Here is a 24,827-nt window from a genome sequence, read left to right on the forward strand (position 1 = left end):
GTGAGTGATACGCCGCATCGACCTGCGGGGGAGGCTCGCCGCCGGCGAGCGCCTCGACTACCGCACGCTCGTCCCGCGCGCCCCGATCGACGTCGAGGCGGCGCTCGAGGCCGTCCGGCCGATCTGCGAGGACGTGCGGCATCGCGGGGCCGACGCGGTCAGGGAGCTGACGCTGCGGTTCGACGGCGTCGAGCCGCCGCGGTTGCGGGTGCCGCAGCAGGCCATCGACGACGCGCTGGCGGGCCTCGACGGCAGGGTCCGGGCGGCGCTGGAGGAATCTATCCGCCGCGCCCGCCTCGTCCACGGCGACCAGCGCCGGCAGGACGTCACCACGACGGTGGTGCCCGGCGGCACCGTCACCGAGCGGTGGATCCCGGTCCAGCGGGTCGGCCTGTACGTGCCCGGCGGCCTGGCCGTCTACCCCAGCAGCGTCGTCATGAACGTCGTGCCGGCGCAGGTGGCGCGGGTCGGCAGCCTCGCCGTCACCAGTCCGCCGCAGAAGGAGAACGGCGGTCTGCCGCACCCCACCATCCTCGCCGCCTGCGCGCTCCTCGGCGTCACGGAGGTCTACGCGGCCGGCGGCGCCCAGGCGCTGGCGATGCTCGCCTACGGCATCCCCGGTGAGGTCGAGCCGGTCGACCTGGTGACGGGGCCCGGCAACGTCTACGTCGCGGCGGCGAAGCGGCTGCTGCGCGGCGTCGTCGGCATCGACGCCGAGGCGGGGCCGACGGAGATCGCGGTGCTGGCCGACGACACCGCCGACCCCGGCCACGTCGCCGCCGACCTCGTCAGCCAGGCCGAGCACGACCCGCTGGCCGCATCGGTGCTGGTCACCGACAGCGAAGCGCTCGCTGACGCCGTCACGGCCGAGCTCGAGCGGCGCGCCGCGAACACCAAGCACGACGAACGGGTCCGCACGGCGCTGAGCGGCGAGCAGTCCGGCATCGTCCTCGTCGACGACCTCGACCAGGGCCTGGCCGTCGTCGACGCCTACGCGGCCGAGCACCTGGAGATCCAGACGCGCGACGCCGCGGCGGTCGCCGCCCGGGTGCGCAACGCCGGCGCCGTCTTCGTCGGCCCGTGGTCCCCGGTCAGCCTCGGCGACTACGCGGCCGGCTCCAACCACGTGCTGCCCACCGGCGGCAGCGCCCGGCACTCGTCCGGCCTGTCGGTGCAGACGTTCCTGCGCGGCGTCCACGTCGTCGAGTACGACGAGCAGGCGCTGCGAGGCATCGCCGACGACGTCCGCGCGCTCGCCGACGCCGAGGACCTGCCGGCGCACGGCGAGGCCGTCACCGCGAGGTTCGGCGATGAGTGAGCTCCCCATCCGCGACGAACTGCGCGGTGTCGAGCCGTACGGTGCGCCGCAGCTGGACGTTCCGGTCTGCCTGAACGTCAACGAGAACCCGTTCCCGCCGTCGGAGCAGCTGGTCGCCGACGCCGCGCGGGCCGTCGCCGACGCCGTCCGCGGCCTCAACCGCTACCCGGACCGCGAGGCGACGACGCTGCGCGAGCGGCTGGCCGGCTACCTCGAGCGCGAGTCCGGCGTGACGCTCGAGACCGGCCAGGTCTGGGCGGCCAACGGCTCGAACGAGATCATGCTGCAGATCCTGCAGGCCTTCGGCGGCCCGGGACGCACCGCGCTCAGCTTCGCGCCGACGTACTCGATGTACCCCGAGTACGCCCGCGACACCTCGACCGCGTGGGTCACCGCCCGACGCGACGACGACTTCGGCATCGACGAGGACACCGCGCTGAAGGCGGTCGCCGAACACCAGCCGACGGTCGTCTTCGTCGCGTCGCCGAACAACCCCACCGGCACCGCCGTCCCGCTCGGCCTGGTCAGCGCCCTGCACGACGCCACCGACGGCGTCGTGGTGATCGACGAGGCGTACGCGGAGTTCCGCCGCGACGGCGTGCCCAGCGCGATCGGCCTGCTGGCCACGCACCCGCGGCTGATCGTCACCCGCACCATGAGCAAGGCGTTCGCGTTCGCCGGCGCCCGGCTCGGCTACGCCGCGGCGAGCCGGCAGATCGTCGACGTCCTGCGCGTCGTCCGGCTGCCCTACCACCTGTCCGCGGTCACGCAGGCGGTCGCCGTCGTGGCCCTCGAGCACGCGGCCGAGCTGCAGGAACGGGTCGCCCAGTTGCGCGACGAGCGCGACGCGCTGGCCCGCTGGCTGCGCGAGCAGGGGCTGCGCGCCGCCGAGTCCGACGCGAACTTCGTGCTGTTCGGCCGGTTCGAGGACCGCCACGCCGTCTGGCAGGCTCTGCTGGACCACGGGGTGCTGATCCGCGAGACCGGCCCGGACGGCTGGCTGCGGGTGTCGGTGGGAACCCCCGAGGAGACGACGGCGTTCAAGGTCGCACTTGCCGATGTGCTGAAGGAGCAACGATGAGCCGCACCGCCAAGGTCGAGCGCGCGACCAGCGAGAGCAAGGTCAGCGTCGAACTGGACCTCGACGGCGAGGGGCGCCACGACATCGCCACCACGGTGCCGTTCTACGACCACATGCTGACGGCGCTGGCCCGGCACTCGCTCATCGACCTCACCGTCCGGTCCGAGGGCGACACCCACATCGACGTCCACCACACCGTCGAGGACACCGCCATCGTCATCGGCCAGGCGCTGCGCGAGGCGCTCGGCGACAAGCTCGGCATCGTCCGCTACGGCGAGGCCACCGTGCCGCTGGACGAGGCGCTGGCGCACGCCGTCGTCGACGTGTCCGGACGCCCGTACTTCGTGCACTCCGGCGAGCCGGCCGGGCAGGAGTTCGTGCTGATCGGCGGCCACTTCACCGGGTCGCTGACGGCGCACGTGCTGGAGAGCCTGGCCCACCACGGCGGCCTGACCATGCACGTGCGCGTGCTCGGCGGCCGCGACCCGCACCACATCGCCGAGGCCCAGTTCAAGGCCGTCGCACGAGCGCTGCGCAGCGCCGTGGCCATCGACCCGCGCGAGCGCGGCGTGCCGTCCACGAAGGGCGCGTTGTGACGCGTCTACACCTGCACGGCGGCGTCCGCGCCCCGCGCCGGCAGCCCGGTCAGGAACGTCGTCAGCGCGTCCTCGTACCCGGCGGGGTCGAGGTTCCAGTTGCGGACGTGCTCGGCCTCGGTGCGGACGTACGTGACGAGGTCCGGGCGGGCCTCGGCGAACCGGTCGGACGACGTCACCGGCACGGTGGTGTCGCCGGACCCGTGCACCAGCAGCACCGGGACGTCGAGCTGGTCGGCGTGCGCGACCTGGTCCATGGCCCAGACGTTGATGCCGGTGCGGGCCCGCACGACCGACGCCGCCACGGTGGCGCCGAAGGCCGGCACGCCGCGCAGCCGCGCCTGGTAGACCAGGATGTCCGTCCACGACAGCACCGGCGAGTCGTAGACGACGCCGCGCACGTCGTCGGAGCCGGCCACGCGCAGGTGGTTGCCGACGATGGCGCCGCCCATGGAGTAGCCGGTCAGGACGAACTCGCGGGCGCCCTGCCCGCGGGCCCAGTCGAGCGCGGCGGCGAGGTCCTCGGACTCCGTCCAGCCCAGCCCGTACTCGCGGTGCGGCCCCTCGGGCGCGTCGTCGTCGTTGCGGTAGCCGACGGACAGCTGCGGCAGGCCCAGCCGGTGCACGGTGGGGACCAGCCGGTACGCCTGGGCGCGGGTGGCGCCGCGGCCGTGCACGTGGATCATCCAGCGCTCGCCCTCGCCCGGCAGGTAGGTGGCCGGGTAGCTGCCGAGCGGGCCGTCGAACTCGACGGCCCGGGCGGCGACGCCGGCGACGCGCGAGAGGTCGCGCAGGTCGTCGGGCGCGGCGTAGTAGGCCACGCGGACGTTCGCGCCCACGGCGGGCAGCTGTGGGTACGGCTGGATGCTGCGCAGGACGTAGTCGCCGGTGACGTCGATGTCAGGGCCGACGCGGGCGAACCCGCCGGGCCACTGCAGCCCGACGACGCCGGGCTCGTCGGCGCCCGGGCCCGACAGCGTGACCGTGCTGCCGACGACCGCCACCACCTCGATGGGGTAGTCGGGCGGCTCGGGACGCACCTGCAGCAGCTCGTCGGCGTAGTACCAGCCGCCGGCGCCGGTGGTGGCCAGACCCGCCACCGCGACCGCCGCGGAGCCCACGGCGACCCGCAGCGGCCAACGCCGGCCGAGCGCGGCGGCACGATCGTCGAGGGTCACGCTGGAAGTGTGACACGGCGAGGTGGACGATGAGTGACGTGCAACCCAACCGCAACGTGGTCGTGTTCGACTACGGATCCGGCAACGTCCGGTCGGCCACGCGCGCGCTGGCGAAGGTCGGCGCCAACGTCACGCTGACCTCGGACCGCCAGGCCGCCGCCGAGGCCGACGGCCTCGTCGTCCCCGGTGTCGGCGCGTTCGCCGCCTGCATGGCCGGCCTGCGCGCCGCCCGCGGCCACGAGGTGGTCGGACGGCGGCTGGCCGGCGGCCGTCCCGTGCTGGGCATCTGCGTCGGCATGCAGATCCTGTTCGACCGCGGCGTCGAGCACGGCGTCGAGACCGACGGCATGGGGGAGTGGCCGGGCACCGTCGAGCGGCTGCGGGCGCACCCGCTGCCGCACATGGGCTGGAACACCGTCGACGCGCCGGACGGCTCGGTGCTGTTCGACGGGGTGGAGAAGGAGCGGTTCTACTTCGTGCACTCGTACGGTGTCCGCCAGTGGGTCATGCCACCGCCGGAGCGGCTGAAGCCGCCCCTGGTGACCACCTCGGACCACAACGGCGACACCTTCGTCGCCGCCGTCGAGAACGGGCCGCTGACCGCGACGCAGTTCCACCCGGAGAAGTCCGGTGAGGCGGGGCTGCACCTGCTGGAGAATTGGATGAGGAGCTTGTGACGGTGACCAACTGGGACGCACGGGCCTACGACCGCGACTTCGCGTTCGTCGCCGCCTATGGTGCGGAACTGCTCGACTGGCTGCAGCCGCAGGCCGGCGAGGCCATCCTCGACCTCGGCTGCGGCACCGGTGAGCTGACGGCGCGGCTGATCGACGCCGGCGCGCGGGTCATCGGCATCGACGCCGACCCCGCGATGATCGACGCCGCCCGCGAGCGGCTGGGCGACGCGGCGGAGCTGCGGGTCGCCGACGCGCACGACTTCACCGTCGACGAGCCGGTCGACGCGGTCGTCTCCAACGCGGCGCTGCACTGGATGCCGGCGCAGGTCGAGGTGCTGGGCTGCGTGTCCGACGCGCTGCGCGAGGGCGGCCGGTTCGTCGCCGAGATGGGCGCCACCGGCAACGTCGCGGCCATCACGGCGGCCGTCGACCGCGCCTGCCGCGAGGCCGGGCTGCCCGAGCGCAGCTGGCCGTGGTTCTTCAACTCGCCGGCCGAGTACGCCGCGATGCTGGAGGACGCCGGGCTGGAGATCCGCCAGCTCGACTTCTACGACCGGCCGACCAAGCTGACCGGCCCCGACGGCCTCACGAAGTGGCTGGAGATGTTCGCGTCGACGCAGGTCGAGGGGCTGCCCGCGGACGTGCTGGCGCGCGCCGACGAGCTGGCCCGGCCGGCGCTGTGGCACGACGACGCGTGGTGGGCCGACTACCGCCGGCTGCGGTTCCGGGCGGTGAAGCTCTGATGACGGTGCTCGAGCTGCTGCCGGCCGTCGACGTCGCCGACCGCCAGGCCGTGCGCCTGGTGCAGGGCGAGGCCGGGTCCGAGACGTCCTACGGCGACCCGCTGGAGGCCGCGCTGGCGTGGCAGAGCGCGGGCGCGCCGTGGGTGCACCTGGTCGACCTCGACGCCGCGTTCGGCCGCGGCTCCAACCGCGAGCTGCTGGCGGCGGTGGTCGGCAAGCTGGATGTCGACGTCGAGCTGTCCGGCGGCATCCGCGACGACGAGTCGCTGGCCGCGGCCCTCGCGACGGGGTGCCGGCGGGTGAACCTCGGCACCGCCGCGCTGGAGGACCCGGAGTGGACGGCGTCGGCCATCGCCCGCCACGGCGACCGCGTCGCCGTCGGGCTGGACGTCCGCGGCACCACGCTGGCCGCCCGCGGCTGGACCCGCGAGGGCGGCGACCTGTGGGAGGTGCTGGAGCGGCTCGACCGCGACGGCTGCGCCCGCTACGTCGTCACCGACGTCACCAAGGACGGCACGCTGCGCGGGCCCAACCTGGACCTGCTCCGCGAGGTCTGCGCGCGCACGTCCAAGCCCGTGGTCGCGTCGGGCGGGGTGTCGTCGCTGGACGACGTCGCGGCGCTGCGCTCGCTGGTCGAGCTGGGTGTCGAGGGCGCGATCATCGGCAAGGCGCTGTACGCCGGCCAGTTCACGCTGGAGGAGGCGCTGAAGGTGGCCACGGCGTGAGCGTGGCCGTCCGGGTCATCCCCTGCCTCGACGTCGACGCCGGCCGCGTGGTCAAGGGCGTGAGGTTCGCCGACCTGCGCGACGCCGGCGACCCGGTCGAGCTGGCCGCCGCCTACGGCGCCGAGGGCGCCGACGAGCTGGTGTTCCTCGACATCACCGCGTCGTCCGACGACCGCTCCACCACGTACGACGTCGTGTCGCGCACGGCCGAGCAGGTGTTCATCCCGCTGACCGTCGGCGGCGGCGTGCGCGCCGTCGAGGACGTCGACCGCCTGCTCCGGGCCGGCGCCGACAAGGTGGGCGTCAACACCGCCGCCGTCGCCCGGCCCGAGCTGGTCGCCGAGATCGCGCACCGGTTCGGCAGCCAGGTGCTGGTGCTGTCGGTCGACGCGCGGCGCGGCGGCGACACCGAGTCCGGTTTCGAGGTCACCACGCACGGCGGGCGCACCGGCACCGGCATCGACGCCGTCGGGTGGGCGGCGAAGGCGGCCGAGCTGGGCGCCGGCGAGATCCTGCTGAACTCCGTCGACGCCGACGGCACCAAGGACGGCTACGACCTCGAGCTGCTGCGCGCCGTACGGGCCGTCGTCGACGTGCCGGTGATCGCCAGCGGCGGCGCGGGGGCGCTGGCCGACTTCGCGCCCGCCGTCGGCGCCGGCGCCGACGCCGTGCTCGCGGCCAGCGTCTTCCACTTCGGTGAGCTGCGCATCGGCGAGGTCAAGTCGGCCCTCGCGGAATCCGGTCATACCGTCCGTTAGGACGCGCGAAACACATACCGGCCGGGTCGCCGCAAACGGCGACGAATACCGCTAGGCTGACGCGGTCCGCTACCCAGCGGACCCCGACACGAAACTTTGATTCTTTGACTTTCTCGGCGGCGCCACGGCGTCGCCGTGCCTTGAGGGGGGCACACCTGTGAGGTCTCTGACGTCTGCCCGCAGGACGTCCGCGCTGGTCGCGGGCGCCACACTGATCATCGCCGCCGGCGCTCCGGCCGCGCTGGCCGCCGACGACGCGCGCGGCGGGTCCGCACCGCTGTCGGCCAAGGGGGAGGGGGTCGGCGACCAGACCGTCGCCGACCTCGACACCGGCGGCCTGACCGCCGAGGAACTGGTCGAGTCGCTGCTCGGCGAGGGCGTCACCGCCGAGAACGTCGTCTACACCGGCAGCCCGCAGGCGGCCGGGCTGGCCGGCGGCTTCGACGACGTGTTCGGCGTCCCCGGCGGCGTCGCGCTGTCGTCGGGCGCCGTGGGCGGCGACCGCAGCTCGGTCCTCGGCCCCAACGTCGCCGACGACCTGACCACCGAGCACGCGCTGCCCGGCGACGCCGACCTCGACCCGCTGGCGTCGTTCCCGACCAACGACGCCGCCGTGCTGGAGTTCGACTTCGTCCCGGAGACCGAGCAGATCCGCTTCGACTACATCTTCGGTTCCGAGGAGTACAACGAGTGGGTCGACTCCCAGTACAACGACGTCTTCGGCTTCTTCGTCAACGGTGAGAACTGCGCCGTCGTCGGCGACGACGCCCAGCCGGTCTCGATCAACACCATCAACGGGTCGCTCAACTCCGAGCTGTTCGTCGACAACGAGCTGCCCGACGCGACGCACGCCACCGAGCTGGACGGCTTCACGACGGTGCTCACCTGCGCCGCCGACGTCGCCGCCGGCGAGGTCAACCACATCAAGCTGGCCATCGCCGACGCGTCGGACCTCGCGCTGGACTCCACCGTCGTCATCGCGGCGGGGACGTTCGAGGCCAACCACCCGCCGGTCGCCGACGACCAGGCCGTCGAGACCACCGTCGACACCCCGGTCGACATCACGCTGACCGGCACCGACGAGGACGGCGACGAGCTCAGCTACGAGCTGGCGTCCGAGCCGGAGAACGGCACGCTGAGCGGCGAGGCGCCGGACCTCACCTACACCCCGGCCGACGGCTACACCGGCGACGACGCGTTCACCTTCACCGTCTCCGACGGCACCGCGACGTCCGAGCCGGCCACCGTCACCATCGAGGTCGTCGAGAAGCCCACGCCCACCCCGACGCCGTCGCCGACCGACTCGGCCACGCCGACCGCGCAGCCGTCGCCGGACGAGACGGGCGAGCCGCTGCCCGACACCGGCTCCGGCCCGGGCCTGCCGCTGGCCGCGGCCGCGCTGCTGGGCATCGTCGGGCTCGCGTTCCTGCTGCGTTCGCGCCGCGCCACGGCCTGACACCGCCCGCACGTCACCGCTGCCCGTCCCGCCGATCTCGGTGGGGCGGGCAGCGCTCGTTCACTGCGCATGATGGTTGGCGGTTTGCTGGTGCCTGAGCGCCAGCAAACCGCCGACCATCACCGGTGCGGCCGCCCGGCCGTTTCGGTGGAAACGGATTACAGGCGTGTCGGCGGCTGTTGGTACCGTACAAAGCCGGGCACCCCACGGATATTCGCGCGCGCGTTCGAGCACGCCTGCGCGCCCTCCGAGGGCCGCAGTCGGGAGCGCAGAGAGCGAGTGATGTGAGGGACGAGCGGCAGGCCACCCTGCGCGAGGGGGTCCGGATCCTCGTCCGGGCCATGCGCGACGAACCGGTCATCCTCGGCATCGCGGTCGCCGGCAGCGCGGTGTACGGGTTGGCGACGGTGGCGGCGGCCGAGGTCATCGGGCGGGTCACCGACCGCGTCGTGGTGCCGGCCTTCCGCGACGGCGAGACCACCACCGGCGCGCTGGCGCTGGCGGCGCTGGCCATCATGGTGACGGCGCTGGTCAAGGCGGCCGGCATCGTGGTGCGCCGGTACTTCGCCGGGCTGGGGCAGTACCGCCTGAACGCGCGCTACCGCCGCCGGGTGAGCCGCCAGTACCTGCGGCTGCCGCTGTCGTGGCACCACCAGCATTCCACCGGCAAGCTGCTGTCCAACGCGAACGCCGACGTCGAGGCGTCGTTCTGGCCCATCGCGCCGCTGCCGTTCGCGCTCGGCGTCGTGGTCATGCTGGTGTTCGCGCTGGTGTCGATGTTCCTGGCCGACCCCTGGCTGGCGCTGGTCGGCGCGCTGGTGTTCCCGGGCATCCTGCTGCTCAACTTCTTCTACCAGCGCCGGCTGTCGCCGCTGGCCACCCGGGCGCAGGCGCTGCGCGCGGAGCTGTCCGGCGTGGCGCACGAGTCGTTCGACGGCGCCATGGTGGTCAAGGCGCTGGGCCGCGAGGCCGCCGAGACCGCCCGGTTCGCCAAGGTCGCCGGCCAGCTGCGCGACGCCAACGCGGCGGTCGGCCGCATCCGCGGCGCGTTCGACCCGCTGCTCGAGGCGCTGCCGAACCTCGGTGTGCTGGCGGTGCTGATCATCGGCTCGGCGCGGGTCGCCGACGGCTCGCTGGCGCCCGGCACGCTGGTACAGGTCGCCTACCTGCTGACCATCACCGCGTTCCCCATCCGCGCCATCGGCTTCGTGCTCGGCGAGCTGCCGCGCGCCACCGTCGGCTGGCGGCGGGTGCAGGCGGTGCTCGACGCCACCGGGGCGCTGCCGCACGGCACCGCCCGGCTGGCCACGAACGGCAGCGGCGACGGCGCGGCCCGCCTCGGCCTCGACGACGTCGGCTACTCCTACGTCGAGGGCACCCCGGTGCTCGACGGCGTCCACCTCGACGTCGAGCCGGGCCGCACCATCGCCGTCGTCGGGTCCACCGGGTCGGGCAAGTCGACGCTGGCCAGCCTGCTGGTCCGGCTGGTCGACCCCGTCACCGGCGCGGTGCTGCTCGACGGCACCGACCTGCGCCAGCTCGAGCCCGGGCAGGTGGCCGGCGCGGTGTCGCTGGTGTTCCAGCAGCCGTTCATCTTCGAGGACACCGTCCGCGACAACGTCACGCTCGGCCTCACGGTCCCCGACGACGACGTCTGGGCGGCGCTGCGGCTGGCCCAGGGCGACCGCTTCGTCACTGACCTCGACGGCGAGCTCGACGCCCGCATCGGCGAGCGCGGCGCCACGCTGTCCGGCGGGCAGCGGCAGCGCCTGGCGCTGGCCCGCGCGCTGGTCCGCCGGCCCCGGCTGCTGGTCCTCGACGACGCCACCAGCGCCGTCGACCCCGAGGTCGAGCGGCGCATCCTGGCCGGGCTGCGCGACGCCGCGCTGCCGTCCACCGTCGTCGTGGTCGCCTACCGGCGGGCCACCATCGCGCTGGCCGACGAGGTCGTCTTCGTCGAGTACGGCCGGGTGTCGGCCCGCGGCGTGCACGCCGAGCTGCTGACCACGTCGCCCGGCTACCGCGAGCTGATCACCGCGTACGAGCGCGACGCCGCCGAGCGGGCCATGGCCGGCACCGAGCAGGAGGGCCGGTCATGAGTGCCGTAGCAAGCCAGGGATCGCAGCTGGGCGACGTCCGCGCCGACGGAGCGTGGCGGACGTTCCGGCGCGGCCTCTCACTGTCGCCGGAGATCACCCAGGGCCTGGGGGTCACGCTGCTGCTGGCGCTGGTCGCCACCGCCGGGCGGGTGGTCGTGCCGATCGCCGTCCAGCAGACCGTCGACGACGGCCTCAACGCGTCCGGCGGCGCCGACCTCGGCTACGTCCGCTGGATGGTCGGCCTGGCCGGCGTCGGCATCGTCCTCACCGTCGTCGCCGCCTACCACATGAACCGGCGCATCTTCCGGGCCAGCGAGGCGGGCCTCGCCACGCTGCGCACCAAGGCGTTCCGGCACGTGCACGACCTCTCCGTGCTGACCCAGGACACCGAGCGGCGCGGCTCGCTGGTCTCCCGGGTCACCAGCGACGTCGACACCATCTCCCAGTTCGTCCAGTGGGGCGGGCTGATCATGCTCGCCAGCATGGGCCAGCTGGTCATCGCGACCATCGTCATGGCCGTGTACTCGTGGCAGCTGACGCTGCTGGTCTGGGTCTGCTTCCTGCCGCTGTTCCTGGCGCTGCGGACGTTCCAGCGCATGCTGTCGTCGGCGTACATGGTGGTGCGCGAGCGGGTCGGCGGCATGCTCGGCTCCATCTCCGAGGCCGTGGTCGGCGCCCAGGCGGTCCGCGCCTACGCCGTCGAGGGACGCACCCAGCGGCGCATCGACGACGCCGTCGAGTCGCACCGGGTCGCGGCCAGCCGTGCGCAGCGCCTCGCGGCCACGGCGTTCTCCACCGGCGAGGTGGTGGCCGGACTGGCCAACGCCGCCATCGTCGTGGTCGGCGTGCTGCTCGGCGTCGCCGGCGACATCAGCCTGGGCCGCATGCTCGCGTTCCTGTTCCTGGTCACGCTGTTCGTCGCGCCGGTCCAGGTCGGCACCGAGGTGCTCAGCGAGGCGCAGAACGCCATCGCCGGCTGGCGGCGGGTGCTCGGCATCCTCGACACCCAGGCCGACGTCGCCGACCCCGGCGAGCAGGGCGTACGGCTGCCGCGCGGCCCCATCGACGTCCGCTTCGAGTGCGTGTCCTACGGCTACCCGAACGGCCCGACGGTGCTGCACGACGTCGACGTCGCGATCGCCCGGCACACCCGGGTGGCGGTGGTCGGCGAGACCGGCTCGGGCAAGACGACGTTCGCCAAGCTGCTGACACGGCTGATGGACCCCGTGCGCGGCCGGGTGCTGGTCGACGGCGCCGACCTGCGCGACGTGCGGTTCGCGTCGCTGCGCGAACGGGTGGTCATGGTGCCGCAGGAGGGCTTCCTGTTCGACGACACCCTGGCGGCGAACCTGCGCTACGGCAAGCCCGAGGCGACCGACGAGGAACTGCTGCTCGCCGTCACCGAGCTGGGACTGGGCGAGTGGCTCGACTCCCTGCCGTACGGCCTGGAGACGCCGGTCGGGCAGCGCGGCGAGTCGCTGTCGGCGGGCGAGCGGCAGCTGGTGGCGCTGGCCAGGGCCTACCTCGCCGACCCCGACCTGCTGGTCCTCGACGAGGCCACGAGCGCGGTCGACCCGGCGACGGAGGTGCGGCTGGCGCGGGCGCTCGAGGGCATCTCCCGCGGCCGGACGTCGGTGACCATCGCGCACCGGCTGTCCACCGCCGAGGCCGCCGACGAGGTGTTCGTGTTCGATCGCGGCCGGCTGGTGGAGTCCGGCCCGCATGCGGAACTGGTGCAGAAGGGCGGCGTGTACGCCGCCCTGCATGCGGCCTGGGTCAGCCAGTCGCGCTGACCCAGGCCGCAGCCGCGGCTCAGCGGCCGGCGCCCTCGAGGGTGCCGGTCACCGGGCCGGCCGGGTCGAACACGGTGCAGACGAGCTCGCGGTCGCCCTGCGCCCACGACTCCTCGGTCGGCTCGAGCCACTGGATGTCCAGCGCCGACTCCTGGTAGTCCATGCCGACGAACGTGGCGAACTCGCCGACGCAGTCGGTCTCGACCTGGGACTGGAAGGTCTCCGAGCCAGGGAAGTCACCGTCCGGGACCTCGAAGACCGCGAACACCTCCTGGTCGTGCTCTTCCTCGCACGGGATGACAGTCAGCTCGCTGATCTGCTCCTCGGCGTTGAAGTCGCTGATGCAGTCGCCCAGGCCGACGTCGAAGACGTCCTGGGTCTCGCCTCCGGCGCCCTCGTCCTCGGCCGGGGTCTCGTCCTCGGCCGGGGTCTCGTCCTCCGCGGGGGTCTCGTCCTCCGCGGGGGTCTCCTCGGTGGTGGCGGTCGAGTCGCCGCCGGCGTCGTCCGACGAGTCGTCGCCACACGCGCTGAGGCTCAGCGCGGCGACGGCGGCGAGCGCCGTGACGGCCGTACGAATCGTGATGCGCACGATCATTGTCTCCTTCAGGTTGTACACGCCGATGGCACGGCGTCTTTGCGCCGCCGGCCGCTCTGGCGGTCGGCGGAGTTCGTGGTGGTGACGGTCACCGGACGCCTCAGCGGTTCGCACCCTGCAGCGAGCCGGTCACCGGGCCGGCGGGGTCGTTGACGAGGCAGACGAGCTCGCGGTCGCCCTGGTCCCACGATTCGGTGGTGGGCTGCAGCCAGGTGAAGTCGAGCGCGGACTCGGCGTAGGGGAGTCCGACGTAGGCCTCGAACTCGGCGGTGCAGGTCTCTTCGGCCTGGGCCCGCAGGTCGTCGTCGCTGGGCAGCTCGCCGTCGGGGATCTCGGCCGTGGCGTAGATCTCCTGCGCGTGTTCCTGGTCGCAGGGGACCACGGAGACGTCCGTGACCTGCTCGGAGTCGCCGAAATCGCCGAGGCAGTCGCCGACCTGGACGTCGAAGACGTCGGCGCCGGCGGACTCGGTGACATTGCCCGACGCGTCGCGCTTGGGCTCGTCGCCGTCGTCCGAGCACCCGGCGAGCAGCAGCACCGCGGCAACGGCGGCCGACGTCGCCAAGGCGACGCGGGACGTGCTTGCCACGAGAATGCTCCTTCGTCAAGAGTCGGTGCGCTGTGTACCCAACCACCGCACCCTAGCTGGTCATCTTCTCGTCCACGATGCGATACCAGACATCCGGAGGCGTGTCGTCGGCCACGAGCGCGTCGGGGACAATGGGCGCATGCGCGATGCCGCCGATGGGCTCGACCCCACCGTAGCCGCCCGGCTCACCCTCACGCCCGACGGCCTGCTGCCCGCGGTCGTCCAGCAGCACGACACCGGCGAGGTGCTCATGCTCGCGTGGATGGACGCCGAGGCGCTGCATCGCACGCTCACCTCCGGCCGTGCCACCTACTGGAGCCGCAGCCGCGGCGAGTACTGGGTGAAGGGCGAGACGTCCGGGAACCGGCAGTGGGTGCGCGAGGTGCGCCTCGACTGCGACGGCGACACCCTGCTGCTCAAGGTCCACCAGGAGGGCCCGGCCTGCCACACCGGCACCCGCACCTGCTTCGACGACGGCCTGCTCGACTCCGTCCCGGGCGCCGCCGCGTGAACGTCACCCCCGATCTCGAGACGTTCCGGGTGCTGGCCAAGGAGCACCGCGTCATCCCGGTCGTGCGCCGGCTGCTGGCCGACGGCGAGACCCCGGTCGGCGTGTACCGCAAGCTGGCCGCCGACCGTCCCGGCACGTTCCTGCTCGAGTCCGCCGAGCACGGCGGCGTGTGGTCGCGCTACTCCTTCGTCGGCGCGCGGTCGGCGGCGGTGCTCAGCGAGCGCGACGGCGAGGCCGTCTGGCACGGCCACCCGCCGGTGGGGCTGCCGTCCGGCGGCGACCCCTGGCAGGCGCTGCGCGGCACGCTGCGGGCGCTGAAGAGCCGGCGGCTGCCCGGCCTGCCGCCGCTGACCGGCGGGCTGGTCGGGTTCGTCTCCTACGACGCCGTGCGGCGGCTGGAGCGGCTGCCGTCGACCACCGTCGACGACCTGGCGCTGCCCGACCTCTCCTTCCTGCTGGCCACCGACGTCGCCGTCCTCGACCACGACGACGGCACCATCCTGCTCGTCGCCAACGCCGTCAACTGGGACGACAGCGACGAACGGGTCGACCAGGCGTGGGCCGACGCGGTCGAGCGTCTCGACCGCATGACCGGCGAGCTGGCCCAGCCGACACCGTCGTCGGTGGCCGCGTACGACCCCGAGGTGCCGCCGCGGCACGACAGCCGCACCGAGAAGCCCGACTTCATCGCCGCCGTCGAGCGGGCCAAGGAGGAGATCCGGGCCGGCGAGGCGTTCCAGATCGTGCTCTCGCAGCGCTTCCAGACACCCACCACGGCCGACCCGCTCGACGTCTACCGAGTGCTGCGCCGCGACAACCCGAGCCCGTACATGTACCTCGTCCGGCTGCCCGGTCCCGGCGGCGACGGCGACGGCGCCTACTCCGTGGTCGGGTCCAGCCCGGAGGCACTGGTCAAGGTCAACGGCGACCGCGCCATGACGCACCCCATCGCCGGCACCCGGTGGCGCGGCGACACCCCCGAGGCCGACGCCGCGCTGGCCGAGGAACTGCTCGCCGACCCCAAGGAGCGGGCCGAGCACCTCATGCTGGTCGACCTTTCCCGCAACGACCTCGGCCGGGTCTGCGCGCCCGGCACCGTCGAGGTGGTCGACTTCATGACGGTGCGCCGCTACAGCCACGTCATGCACATCGAGTCGACGGTGGTCGGGCGGCTGCGCGACGACCAGGAGGCGCTCGACGTGCTCGCCGCCTGCTTCCCGGCCGGCACGCTGTCCGGCGCGCCGAAGGTGCGCGCCATGGAGATCATCGACGACCTCGAGCCGGTGCGCCGCGGCGTCTACGGCGGCGTCGTCGGGTACCTCGACTTCGCCGGCGACCTCGACGTCGCCATCGCCATCCGCACCGCACTGATCCGCGACGGCGTCGGGTACGTGCAGGCCGGCGCCGGCATCGTCGCCGACTCCGACCCCGAGGCGGAGTGGACGGAGTCGCGCAACAAGGCCGCCGCGGCGCTGCGCGCCATCGCCGTCGCCGAGACGATGCGGCCGGTCCGATGACCCCGTCCGCCCGCCGCGAGTACGCCGGCGCGCTGCTCCTGCTGGCCGCCGGTGGCGTGCTCGGGCTGGTCGCGGCGTCCCGGCCGTGGGGGAGCGGCGAGCAGTCGTCGTCACTCTCGGTGACGTCCGACACCGTGTCGGGGTCCGACCTGCTGCCGCTCGCCCCGGCCGCCGCGCTGGTGGCGCTGGCCGCGGTCGTGGCGGTCCCGGCGCTGCGGCGGGCCGGCCGGCGCGTCGTCGGGGGCGTGCTGGCCGTGCTGGGCGTCGTCCAGGCCGTCATGGCGGTCCTGGTGCTGCCCGACCTCGCCGGTCGGGTGTCCGACTGGCTGACGACCGGTCCGGAGTCCGCCGGGCCGGTCGACTCCGTCTCGACGTCGCCGGTGTGGGCCGTCGCGGTGGCGCTGGCCGGGCTGCTGGTGGCGCTGGCCGGGCTGCTGGTGGCCGTGCGCGGGCCGTCCTGGCCGTCCATGGGCTCGCGGTACGAGCGGACCGCAGGACGCGCATCACGGCGCGCCCCGGCGAAGCCCGCCGAGGGCAACCGCGCCACCTGGGACGCCCTCGACCGCGGCGACGACCCCACCGGCTGAGCCCCTGGGGAGGTCGCCCGACGCGCGGTTGCGGTCATCGGGCACAATGGCCGTGAGGCCACGACGAACAGGAGACGTGACACTGATGGCGCACAACGAGCACGGCCACACCCCGGCCGCCTGGACCACGGTCATCCTGATCCTCGCCGGTTTCGTGGTCGGCGCCATCGCCGTCATGCTGCTCAACTGGCCGCTGTTCTGGATCGGCGGCGTCGGCCTGGTCGTGGTCGCCGGCATCGTCGGCAAGGTCATGCAGATGATGGGCCTGGGGCAGCGCGACACCCAGAGCGGCCCCCGGCAGCCCGCCGTGGCGACGGGCGAGGACAGCATCGGGTAGCCATGCACAGTGCCGGCAGGACGACGTCGGAACGGGCCCGGTCGGGTCCGCCGGTCGTCTCGGTCGGCGCCGTCACGCTGGACGTCGATCACCGGCTGCTGGCGACCCCCGGCGGGCGCGAGGTCGCGCTGACGCCGTTGCAGGCCGCGTTGCTGGCCCATCTCATGGACCGGCCCGGCCTCGTGTGCACCCGCGAGGAGCTCATGTGCCAGGCGCTGGGCTACCCCGTCCCGGTCGGCACTCGCACCGTCGACGTGCACGTCGCGACGCTGCGCGGCAAGCTCGGCGGCGCCCTCACGATCCGCTCCGTCCGCGGCGTCGGCTACGCCCTCGACCCCGTTCAGGAGGGGTGAGCACATGCCCGTCGGGCGCCCGTCACCGGGGGTATGTCGAGAGCACCCATCACTCGCCGTTACTCTGGACCCGCCGGGTCGACCGATCCGGCGGGGTGGCACCGGCGAGGGGCGGAGATGAGCGTTCTCGAAGAGATCATCGACGGGGTGCGCGCCGACCTGGCCGAACGTGAGGGCCGGTGCCCTCTCGATCAGCTGAAGGAGATGGCGGCCAAGCAGCCGCCGGCCCGTGATCCGCTGCCGTTGCTCCGTTCTCCGGGAGTGTCGGTCATCGCGGAGGTGAAACGGTCGAGCCCGTCGCGGGGTTCCCTGGCCGAGATCGCCGACCCCGCCGCCCTCGCCGTCGACTACGAGTCCGGCGGCGCCGCGGCCATCAGCGTCCTCACCGAGCGGCGCCGGTTCGGCGGCACCCTCGACGACCTCAAGACCGTCCGGGCCGCCGTCGACGCGCCGGTGCTGCGCAAGGACTTCATCGTCACCAGCTACCAGCTGTGGGAGGCGCGCGCCTACGGCGCCGACCTCGCGCTGCTCATCGTCGCGGCGCTCGAGCAGATCGCGCTGGTGAGCCTCATCGAGCGGGCCGAGTCCATCGGGCTGACGCCGCTGGTCGAGGCGCACACCGCCGACGAGGTGGCGCGGGCGGCCGACGCCGGCGCGAAGCTGATCGGGATCAACGCCCGCGACCTCAAGACCCTCGACGTCGACACCACCACGTTCGAGCGGCTGGCGCCGGTGGTGCCCGACGGCATCGTGAAGATCGCCGAGTCCGGCGTGAAATCCCCCCGCGACGTCATCGACCTCGCCCGTGCCGGCGCCGACGCCGTGCTCGTCGGCGAGACCCTGGTCACCGGCAAGGACCCCCGCGCCGCCGTCGCCGACCTCGTCGCCGCCGGTGCCCACCCCGCACTCAACCGGGGCAGCCGCCAGGGCTGACGCCGGCCTCGTCGGCCGGGCTCGGGGTGGCCTCGCTCGGCGGCCCGGCACGGCTCGGCGGCATGGTGAGGGTGCTCGGCCGCGGGTGGCTGTCGCGCCGGGCGCCCGTCTGCGCGGGCGCCGGTCGCTCGCCTCGGCGCGGAGTGCGGTGCCCTCCCGGCCGGGAGGGCACCCACCCTACGGGCGGGCGGCGTGAACAGCGCGTGAACGCGGCCGCCCAGATCGCCTCGGCGCGGGCGCCGGCCGCACTGGTCGGCGCGGAGTGCGGTGCCCTCCCGGCCGGGAGGGCACCCACCCTACGGGCGGGGGACGTGAACAGGGCGTGAACGCGGCCGCCCAGGTCGCCCAGGCCGCCCAAGCTGGCCTCAGGTCGCTCGGGCGCAGCCCCAGCCGCCCAGCCGCCCAGGCCGCCCGGACAGCCCCAGCCGCCCAGGCCGGTCACGCCAGCGAGCGCTCCCGCAGGCCGTCCGTCACCCGCGCGTCCGTCGACTCGATGGGGGACTCCGAGCGGACCCAGGGGTCGCCACCGAAGTAGGTGGCGAAGATCCGCTCCGCCGTGCGGGTGGCCAGGGCCTGCGACGTCAGCGTCGGGTTGGGGCCACCCAAGGAGTTGGCCAGCGCCGAGTTGTCGGCCACGAACAGCCGCTTGACCCAGCGGGCCTCGGCGTGGGCGTCCAGCACCGAGTCCGCCTCGGACGCGCCCATCCGCATCGACGACTGCACGTGCAGCAGCAGCGGCGGCCAGTCGACCCGCACGACCTTCTTCGCCCCGGCCGCGCGCAGGGTCTCCGCCGCCCGCCGCGCCACGAACTCGCGGTTGCGCAGCGTCCGCGCCGACCGCTTCCGCTGGTGGAACGCCACCTTCGGCACCGGGCCGTGCTCGTCGGCCGGAAGCGCCGACAGACTGACCCGGTTCTGCGCCTCCACGTCGTCGTCGGTGATGACGAGGATGTTGAGCAGCCGGTCGACGCCGTTCATGAGGGCGTCCTTGAGCTCGGGGCCGATCATCCGGCCGGCCGCTCCGTCCCACGGACCCGACGGGCCGCGCCCGTTCGCGTAGTGGCCACGGATGCCGCTGTCGGAGAAGACGGCGGCGAACTGCTGCAGCCCGGGCGTGAGCCCGACGTTCTCCATACCGCCGCGGCCGGGGAACTCCGCCCGCGCCGCCGACGCCGCGCCTCGCGTGGAGCCGGTGTCCTCGTCGAACAGCCCGATCACCCAGTCGAAGAAGTGGTCGGTGTAGCCGCGGCCGACCCAGTCGTTCGGGTTCGGCAGCCGGCTGTTCAGCCACAGACGGGGGCTCTCCGTGCAGCCGGCGGCCAGGACGACGACGCGGGCGTCCTCGCGGTGCGTCTCGCCGCTCGCACCGTCCCGCCAGGTCACCCCGGACGCTTCGACCGCGCCGCCGCGGGATGTCGTATGGATCCGGGTCACGACGGCGTCCGCGATCAGCTCCGCGGCCCGCCCACCCGCCGCCCACGACGGCGCCGTCAGCGCCATCGGCACGTAGCTGTTGTCGGTGGACCGCTTCGCCGCCAGGTTCCGCGGCGCGCCCGCCGGCTTGCTGCAGCCCTGCATGCAGTAGCCGCAGAACGTGCACCCCGTCGCCGACGGGTACCGCAGCCGCGGGTCGTCGCGCCCCGTCAGCCGGCCGGCGAACCCGCCGGGCTGCAGGATCGCGTTCTCCTGCGGCCGGAACGAGTCCTCCGTCGTCGTCTTCGTGGCCTGCACCGGCAGCCCGATGCCCTCGCAGCCGCGGAAGAACACCTGCTCCTTGGTGCCCATCGCGGCGGTCTGCACCGGCAGCGTCGCCTCGACCCACTCGAAGTACGGCACCAGTTCCTCGTACGCGAACGGGAACAGGTGCTTCGTGTCGTACACGTCGCGGTCCGCGCCGTCGTACCCGGCGAACACGCCGGGGTAGGCGCGCGGGCAGTTGCCGAAGTAGTGCTGCGTCGTGCCGCCGACGCCGGACAGCTGCCAGATGAACGAGTTCTGCGGGGTCTCGCGGTACCACGCCGGCGCCTCGCGGTCGGCCGGGCCGAACCGCAGGAACCCGGTGAGCGGGTTGTTCGCGTCGTTCTCGTAGTGCGTCCAGTCGCGGTCCGGGTCGGCGTGCCGCGGCCCGGCCTCCAGGATCAGCACGTCCAGGCCGCGCGCGGCCAGCTCCTTCGCGACGACGGGCCCGCCGCCGCCCGCGCCGATGACGATGACGTCGCGCATCAGGCCTCCACCTCGGTCCGGTCCTGGTAGTAGCCGATGAAGTCGGCCCAGCCGTCGACGACGCCGTCGGGCTGGTACCCCGACAGCTGCCAGCCGACCGGCCGCTCGGTCAGGCCGCGAGCGGCCCCGTCGTACACGCCCCACTCGTTGTAGGAGCCGAACGCGGAGAACTCCAGCAGCGCCCCGGCCAGGAACCGCAGCAGCCCGCTGATCGACGAGCGCAGCGGCTCCGGCAGCCCGGCGTCCAGCAGCGCGAGGAGGTCGGCGTCCGGGCCCTCCAGCAGCTCGAACGCGGCGGCCTTCTCGGCCAGCGTGAGCCGCGCGAACGGTGACAGGAACGGCCCGTTCACCGCCAGCGGGTTCACCTGGGTGGCGACGACGTTCAGCAGCAACGCCACGACCAGCGACAACGGCAGCGTCTCGTCGTTCTCCAGCAGCTCCAGCAGCACCCGGTCCAGCGTCCAGACGGACGGGAACAGCGGCAGCGTCGGCAGCGGCAGCCCGATGTCGTCGACGGCGGTCGCCAGCGCGGCGGCCAGCGGCGTGGCCAGCTGGTCCGGGAACGGCACGAAGCCGTCCAGCGCCGCGATCATGAAGTCGTCGCCGCGGGCCTCCAGCGCGCCGGGCTCGTCGCGCGGCGTGCCCTGGGCGCGCGAGTAGGCGTCCGGGCCGGGGCAGACCATCACGACCAGCCCGCGCAGGGTGTCGCGGGACAACTCGGCGAGCACCGGCCGGAGCAGGCCGACGAGCGGGGACAGCGCGGACGGCGCCGCGGTGGCGGGTGGCGCCGCCAGAGCGGGGATCGCCGCGGCCGCGCCGAGCACCCCCATCCGGGCCAGAAACGCGCGACGGCCGAGCTCGAACATGAGGCGGCTCTCCTTACTCATGGGTAACAGCGGTGGAACGTAACGACGGCGCTGACGCAGCGTCAAGCGGTTCGGCAAAACCCGAGGCGATTGGGGCCGTGGCCACCGGCTGCGATACCGTCGCGGGTGACGGCGCGTGTCGCGCTCTCGTCACCTGTCAGCCATCTCTGCCACGCATCGAGGAGCACTCGGGTGGACACCAGGCCCGACCCTGGGCACGTCCTTTCCGCCGACCGGCCCGGCCGGTTCGGCCCGTACGGCGGCCGCTACGTCCCGGAGGCGCTGATCGCGGCGCTCGACGAGCTCGACCGCGAGTACACCGCCGCCAAGCAGGACCCCCTGTTTCAGGCCGACCTGAACAACCTGCTGACCACCTACACCGGCCGGCCCACGCCGATCACCGAGGCGGCCCGGTTCGGTGCCGAGGCAGCCGGCGGCGCGCGCGTCCTGCTCAAGCGCGAGGACCTCAACCACACCGGCTCGCACAAGATCAACAACGTGCTGGGCCAGGCGCTGCTCACCAAGCGCATCGGCAAGCCGCGGGTCATCGCCGAGACCGGCGCCGGCCAGCACGGCGTCGCGACGGCCACCGCGGCCGCGCTCATGGGCCTCGAGTGCGTCATCTACATGGGCGAAGAGGACACCCGCCGGCAGGCGCTCAACGTCGCCCGCATGCGGCTGCTCGGCGCCACCGTCGTGCCGGTCACCACCGGCTCGCGCACGCTCAAGGACGCCATCAACGAGGCGCTGCGCGACTGGGTCACCAACGTCGCCACCACCAACTACGTGTTCGGCACGGTCGCCGGGCCGCACCCGTTCCCAACGCTCGTGCGCGACCTCCAGCGCATCATCGGCGTCGAGGCGCGTCAGCAGGTGCTCGACCTCACCGGCAAGCTGCCCGACGCGGTCGCGGCCTGCGTCGGCGGCGGGTCCAACGCCATCGGCATCTTCCACGCGTTCGTCGACGACCCCGAGGTCGCCCTGTACGGCTTCGAGGCCGGCGGCGACGGCGTCGCGACCGGCCGGCACGCGGCCACCATCACCGCCGGGTCGCCGGGCGTGCTGCACGGCGCCCGCTCGTACCTGCTGCAGGACGACATGGGGCAGACCATCGAGTCGCACTCCATCTCGGCCGGTCTCGACTACCCGGGCGTCGGACCCGAGCACGCCTGGCTGAAGGACTCCGGCCGGGCGGCCTACGAGCCGGTCGACGACGCCGACGCCATGGAGGCGTTCCGGCTGCTCTGCCGCACCGAGGGCATCATCCCGGCCATCGAGAGCTCGCACGCCCTGGCCGGCGCGCGCCGCCTGGGCGAGCGGCTCGGCCCCGACGCCACCATCCTGGTGAACCTGTCCGGGCGCGGCGACAAGGACGTCGACACCGCCGCGAAGTGGTTCGGCCTCATGGACGAGTCCGGGGAGGTCCAGCCGTGAGCACGACGGTCGCGTTCGAGAAGGCGCGCGCCGAGGGCCGCGCCGCGCTGATCGGCTACCTGCCGGCCGGCTACCCCAGCGTCGACGGCTCCGTCACGGCGCTGAAGGCCATGGTCGAGGCCGGCGTCGACGCCGTCGAGATCGGGCTGCCCTACAGCGACCCCGTCATCGACGGGCCGACCGTCCAGGCCGCGGTCGAGGGCGCGCTGAAGGCCGGCACCACCACGGCCGACGTGCTGCGCGTCGTCGAGGCGGTGGCCGCCACCGGTGCGCCCGCCGTCGTCATGTCGTACTGGAACCCGCTGCAGCGCTACGGCGCGGCGGCGTTCGCCCGCGACCTCGCGGCGGCCGGCGGGTCCGGCGTCATCACGCCCGACCTCACGCCCGACGCCGACGACACCTGGATCCCGGCGGCCCGCGAGCACGGCCTCGACACCGTCTTCCTGGTGGCGCCGTCGTCCACCGACCAGCGCATCGCCATGACGACGGCGGCCTGCCGCGGCTTCGTCTACGCCACCTCCGTCATGGGCGTCACCGGCACCCGCGACCAGGTCGGCGACGCCGCGGCCGGGCTGGTCGCGCGGACGAAGGCCACCACGGACCTCCCGGTCGCGGTCGGGCTGGGCGTCTCCAACGGCGCGCAGGCGGCCGAGATCGCCGCGTACGCCGACGGCGTCGTCGCCGGGTCCGCGTTCGTCCGCCGGCTGCTCGAGGCGCCCGACCACGCCGCCGGGGTCGCGTCCGTCGCCGCACTGGCAGCCGACCTCGCCGGGGGAGTGCGCACGCGCTGATGGCCAGCAAGAAGGAGCAGGCGCGGCAGCGGGCCGCGCAGTTGCGCGCCGAGGCCGAGGCCAAGGCGGTGGCCGACCGCCGGCGCGAGCGGTTCCTGCGCGCCGCCATCTCCGTCGGCGTCCTGGCGGTCATCGCCGTCGTCGCGATCGTGCTGGTCAACCGCGCGAACGAGGGCCCCGAGGGCACCGGCGCCATCCCGTCGGGGGCCGTCGACGGCGGCACCGGCGTGGCCGTGGGCGAGGCGAACGCGCCGGTCACCATCGACTACTGGTTCGACTTCCAGTGCCCCTTCTGCGGCGAGTTCGAGCGCGAGAGCGGGCCGGTGCTGGAGGAGCTGACGGCCGACGGCACCGCCCGCGTCGTCTACCACCCGGCCGCGTTCCTCGGCGACGAGTCCGACCGCGCCGCGAACGCCTTCGGCTGCGCCGTCGACGCCGGCCGGCCGGTCGAGTACCTCACCGAACTGTTTGCGAACCAGCCGCAGGAGGGCTCCGGCGGCTACACGACCGACGACCTGCTGGCCGCCGGTCAGGCCGTCGGCCTCGACGACGCGGTGTTCGAGTCGTGCGTCCGCGACGGCACCTACGCCGACTGGGGCCGGCACGTCCTCGACGCCTTCCGCGACGAGGGTCTCGAAGCCACCCCGGCGGTGCTGCTGAACGGCGAGCTGCTCGACAACCCGGCGGCGATGAGCGCCGACGAGTTCCGGGCCGCCGTCGAGGCCGTGACGACATCGTGATCGTCGCGTCCGGAACTCACGTCAGGGTCAATGAAGTTGTACCCTCGTCAATCCCCGTGAACTCACCCGTGTCGAAGGAAGCCCATCGATGAGCAGCAAGAAGGCCGAGGCCCGCGAGCGCATCAAGGCGATGCGCGAGGAGCAGCAGCGCCAGGAGAAGCGGCGCGAGCGCATGATGCGCTATGGCGTGGCGGTGGCCATCGTGGCGGCGGTCGCGATCATCGCGGTGGCCGTAGCGGCCAGCCGTGGCGGTGACGACGGCCCGGTCGCGGTGCCCGACGCCGTCGGGTCCGGCAACGGCCAGGTCATCGAGGGCGACGGCGGCGGCATCCTCGTCGGCGACGCCAGCGCGCCGGTCACCATCGACTACTGGATGGACTTCCTCTGCCCGCACTGCGCGGACTTCGAGACGGCCAACGGCCCCGCCATCCAGACGCTGATCGACTCCGGTGAGGCGAACATCGTCTACCACCCGCTCGACTTCACCGGCGCCGTCTACTCCCGCCGCGCCAACAACGCCTTCGCCTGCGCCGCGCAGGAGGGCCAGGCGGCCGAGTTCAAGAGCGCCGCGTTCGCCGCGGCCGGCACCCAGTGGTCCACCAGCACGCTGGTCGACCTCGGTGAGCAGATCGGCATCGGCGGCGACTACGAGGGCTGCGTCCGCGACGACGACTTCGAGGACTGGGCGGCCGCGGTGCCCGAGTCGGCCCGCGACCACGAGATCACCGGCACGCCGACGGTCTTCCTCAACGGCGAGGCCCTCGACTCCACCCAGTGGACGCCCGAGGGCATCAACGCCGCCGTCGCGACCGTCGCCGCCGGCGGCAGCCTCGCGTCGCCGCCGGCCACCCCGCCCGCGGGCGAGACGCCGGACCCGTCCGCCACTCAGTGATCTGGAGCACACCGCGATGACGACCCGGTTCGACC

25 protein-coding genes are annotated in these 24,827 nt (G+C 73.7%); 20 read left to right on the plus strand and 5 right to left on the minus strand.

From position 1 onward, the window contains the following. The first annotated feature begins 4 nt into the window (after positions 1-4). The 3 genes from hisD to hisB are packed head-to-tail and all read left to right on the plus strand — an operon-like array spanning position 5 to position 2,995. Positions 5-1,318: a histidinol dehydrogenase gene (hisD, locus tag BLV02_RS02250; RefSeq protein ID WP_069114216.1), complete on the plus strand. Its 1,314-nt coding sequence runs from the start codon at positions 5-7 to the stop codon at positions 1,316-1,318. Next, the gene (locus BLV02_RS02255) at positions 1,311-2,399 is read left to right on the plus strand and encodes a histidinol-phosphate transaminase (RefSeq protein ID WP_069114215.1); all 1,089 of its coding nucleotides are present in this window, start codon (positions 1,311-1,313) and stop codon (positions 2,397-2,399) included. Before hisD ends, BLV02_RS02255 begins: the two co-directional genes overlap by 8 nt. Next, on the plus strand, positions 2,396-2,995 hold the full coding sequence (hisB, locus tag BLV02_RS02260) for an imidazoleglycerol-phosphate dehydratase HisB (RefSeq protein ID WP_069114214.1): 600 nt from the start codon (positions 2,396-2,398) through the stop codon (positions 2,993-2,995). The genes BLV02_RS02255 and hisB overlap by 4 nt, the downstream gene beginning before the upstream one ends. Positions 2,996-3,000: 5 nt before the next feature. On the opposite strand, the gene BLV02_RS02265 is transcribed toward hisB, so the two are convergent. Continuing rightward, positions 3,001-4,173, minus strand: a complete 1,173-nt coding sequence (locus tag BLV02_RS02265) for an alpha/beta hydrolase (protein WP_069114213.1) — start codon at positions 4,171-4,173, stop codon at positions 3,001-3,003. 29 nt (positions 4,174-4,202) lie between these two features. Here BLV02_RS02265 and hisH point away from each other — a divergent pair, with 29 nt between their 5' ends. The 7 genes from hisH to BLV02_RS02300 all read left to right on the plus strand — a co-directional run bounded on the left by hisH (position 4,203) and on the right by BLV02_RS02300 (position 12,424). After that, a complete protein-coding gene (hisH, locus tag BLV02_RS02270; protein ID WP_069114212.1) occupies positions 4,203-4,850 on the plus strand; it encodes an imidazole glycerol phosphate synthase subunit HisH in 648 nt (215 codons plus the stop codon). 2 nt (positions 4,851-4,852) lie between these two features. After that, the gene (locus BLV02_RS02275) at positions 4,853-5,593 is read left to right on the plus strand and encodes a class I SAM-dependent methyltransferase (protein WP_141711799.1); all 741 of its coding nucleotides are present in this window, start codon (positions 4,853-4,855) and stop codon (positions 5,591-5,593) included. Further along, positions 5,593-6,318 carry a bifunctional 1-(5-phosphoribosyl)-5-((5-phosphoribosylamino)methylideneamino)imidazole-4-carboxamide isomerase/phosphoribosylanthranilate isomerase PriA gene (priA, locus tag BLV02_RS02280; protein WP_069114210.1) on the plus strand — a complete coding sequence of 242 codons (726 nt, stop codon included), beginning with the start codon at positions 5,593-5,595 and terminating at the stop codon, positions 6,316-6,318. The genes BLV02_RS02275 and priA overlap by 1 nt, the downstream gene beginning before the upstream one ends. Next, positions 6,315-7,076, plus strand: a complete 762-nt coding sequence (gene hisF, locus BLV02_RS02285) for an imidazole glycerol phosphate synthase subunit HisF (RefSeq protein ID WP_069114209.1) — start codon at positions 6,315-6,317, stop codon at positions 7,074-7,076. Before priA ends, hisF begins: the two co-directional genes overlap by 4 nt. Before the next feature lie 157 nt (positions 7,077-7,233). Beyond that, complete coding sequence (locus BLV02_RS02290) at positions 7,234-8,532, plus strand: choice-of-anchor L domain-containing protein (RefSeq protein WP_069114208.1); 1,299 nt, start codon at positions 7,234-7,236, stop codon at positions 8,530-8,532. A gap of 341 nt (positions 8,533-8,873) precedes the next feature. Next, complete coding sequence (locus BLV02_RS02295) at positions 8,874-10,631, plus strand: ABC transporter transmembrane domain-containing protein (protein ID WP_069114277.1); 1,758 nt, start codon at positions 8,874-8,876, stop codon at positions 10,629-10,631. After that, entirely contained in the window at positions 10,628-12,424 is a 1,797-nt protein-coding gene (locus BLV02_RS02300) for an ABC transporter ATP-binding protein (RefSeq protein WP_083289098.1), read from the plus strand. Before BLV02_RS02295 ends, BLV02_RS02300 begins: the two co-directional genes overlap by 4 nt. A 19-nt stretch (positions 12,425-12,443) precedes the next feature. On the opposite strand, the gene BLV02_RS02305 is transcribed toward BLV02_RS02300, so the two are convergent. Continuing rightward, entirely contained in the window at positions 12,444-13,013 is a 570-nt protein-coding gene (locus BLV02_RS02305) for a septum formation family protein (RefSeq protein WP_171906858.1), read from the minus strand. A 106-nt stretch (positions 13,014-13,119) separates the two neighbouring features. Continuing rightward, positions 13,120-13,608: a septum formation family protein gene (locus BLV02_RS02310; protein WP_171906857.1), complete on the minus strand. Its 489-nt coding sequence runs from the start codon at positions 13,606-13,608 to the stop codon at positions 13,120-13,122. 139 nt (positions 13,609-13,747) lie between these two features. Between BLV02_RS02310 and hisI the strand changes: the two genes are divergently transcribed. The 6 genes from hisI (at position 13,748) to trpC (ending at position 17,846) form a co-directional block, all read left to right on the plus strand. Next, positions 13,748-14,119: a phosphoribosyl-AMP cyclohydrolase gene (gene hisI, locus BLV02_RS02315; RefSeq protein WP_069114205.1), complete on the plus strand. Its 372-nt coding sequence runs from the start codon at positions 13,748-13,750 to the stop codon at positions 14,117-14,119. Further along, positions 14,116-15,636 (plus strand): anthranilate synthase component I, encoded by a 1,521-nt coding sequence (locus BLV02_RS02320; RefSeq protein WP_069114204.1) that lies wholly within the window; start codon positions 14,116-14,118, stop codon positions 15,634-15,636. Before hisI ends, BLV02_RS02320 begins: the two co-directional genes overlap by 4 nt. Further along, positions 15,633-16,223, plus strand: a complete 591-nt coding sequence (locus BLV02_RS02325; protein WP_069114203.1) for a TIGR02234 family membrane protein — start codon at positions 15,633-15,635, stop codon at positions 16,221-16,223. The genes BLV02_RS02320 and BLV02_RS02325 overlap by 4 nt, the downstream gene beginning before the upstream one ends. Positions 16,224-16,308: 85 nt before the next feature. Next, positions 16,309-16,560, plus strand: a complete 252-nt coding sequence (locus BLV02_RS02330) for an HGxxPAAW family protein (protein ID WP_069114202.1) — start codon at positions 16,309-16,311, stop codon at positions 16,558-16,560. 2 nt (positions 16,561-16,562) lie between these two features. Continuing rightward, positions 16,563-16,913 carry a winged helix-turn-helix domain-containing protein gene (locus tag BLV02_RS02335; RefSeq protein ID WP_069114201.1) on the plus strand — a complete coding sequence of 117 codons (351 nt, stop codon included), beginning with the start codon at positions 16,563-16,565 and terminating at the stop codon, positions 16,911-16,913. A gap of 117 nt (positions 16,914-17,030) precedes the next feature. Further along, positions 17,031-17,846 carry an indole-3-glycerol phosphate synthase TrpC gene (gene trpC / locus BLV02_RS02340; RefSeq protein ID WP_069114200.1) on the plus strand — a complete coding sequence of 272 codons (816 nt, stop codon included), beginning with the start codon at positions 17,031-17,033 and terminating at the stop codon, positions 17,844-17,846. A 438-nt stretch (positions 17,847-18,284) separates the two neighbouring features. Here trpC and BLV02_RS02345 read toward each other — a convergent pair whose 3' ends face one another. Both BLV02_RS02345 and BLV02_RS02350 read right to left on the minus strand, forming a co-directional pair. Further along, positions 18,285-20,069, minus strand: coding sequence for a GMC family oxidoreductase N-terminal domain-containing protein (locus tag BLV02_RS02345; protein WP_069114199.1), 1,785 nt, complete (start codon positions 20,067-20,069; stop codon positions 18,285-18,287). Continuing rightward, positions 20,069-20,935 (minus strand): hypothetical protein, encoded by an 867-nt coding sequence (locus BLV02_RS02350; protein WP_069114198.1) that lies wholly within the window; start codon positions 20,933-20,935, stop codon positions 20,069-20,071. Before BLV02_RS02350 ends, BLV02_RS02345 begins: the two co-directional genes overlap by 1 nt. 192 nt (positions 20,936-21,127) lie before the next feature. On the opposite strand from BLV02_RS02350, the gene trpB reads away from it, so the two are divergent. The 4 genes from trpB to BLV02_RS02370 all read left to right on the plus strand — a co-directional run bounded on the left by trpB (position 21,128) and on the right by BLV02_RS02370 (position 24,792). Further along, on the plus strand, positions 21,128-22,369 hold the full coding sequence (gene trpB, locus BLV02_RS02355) for a tryptophan synthase subunit beta (RefSeq protein ID WP_069114197.1): 1,242 nt from the start codon (positions 21,128-21,130) through the stop codon (positions 22,367-22,369). Further along, positions 22,366-23,160: a tryptophan synthase subunit alpha gene (gene trpA / locus BLV02_RS02360; protein WP_069114196.1), complete on the plus strand. Its 795-nt coding sequence runs from the start codon at positions 22,366-22,368 to the stop codon at positions 23,158-23,160. The genes trpB and trpA overlap by 4 nt, the downstream gene beginning before the upstream one ends. Beyond that, positions 23,160-23,900, plus strand: coding sequence for a DsbA family protein (locus BLV02_RS02365; protein WP_069114195.1), 741 nt, complete (start codon positions 23,160-23,162; stop codon positions 23,898-23,900). The genes trpA and BLV02_RS02365 overlap by 1 nt, the downstream gene beginning before the upstream one ends. Before the next feature lie 88 nt (positions 23,901-23,988). After that, entirely contained in the window at positions 23,989-24,792 is an 804-nt protein-coding gene (locus BLV02_RS02370; protein ID WP_069114194.1) for a DsbA family protein, read from the plus strand. Positions 24,793-24,827: the final 35 nt, after the last annotated feature.

This window comes from Jiangella alba, assembly GCF_900106035.1.
In the GTDB taxonomy this organism is placed as follows: domain Bacteria; phylum Actinomycetota; class Actinomycetes; order Jiangellales; family Jiangellaceae; genus Jiangella; species Jiangella alba.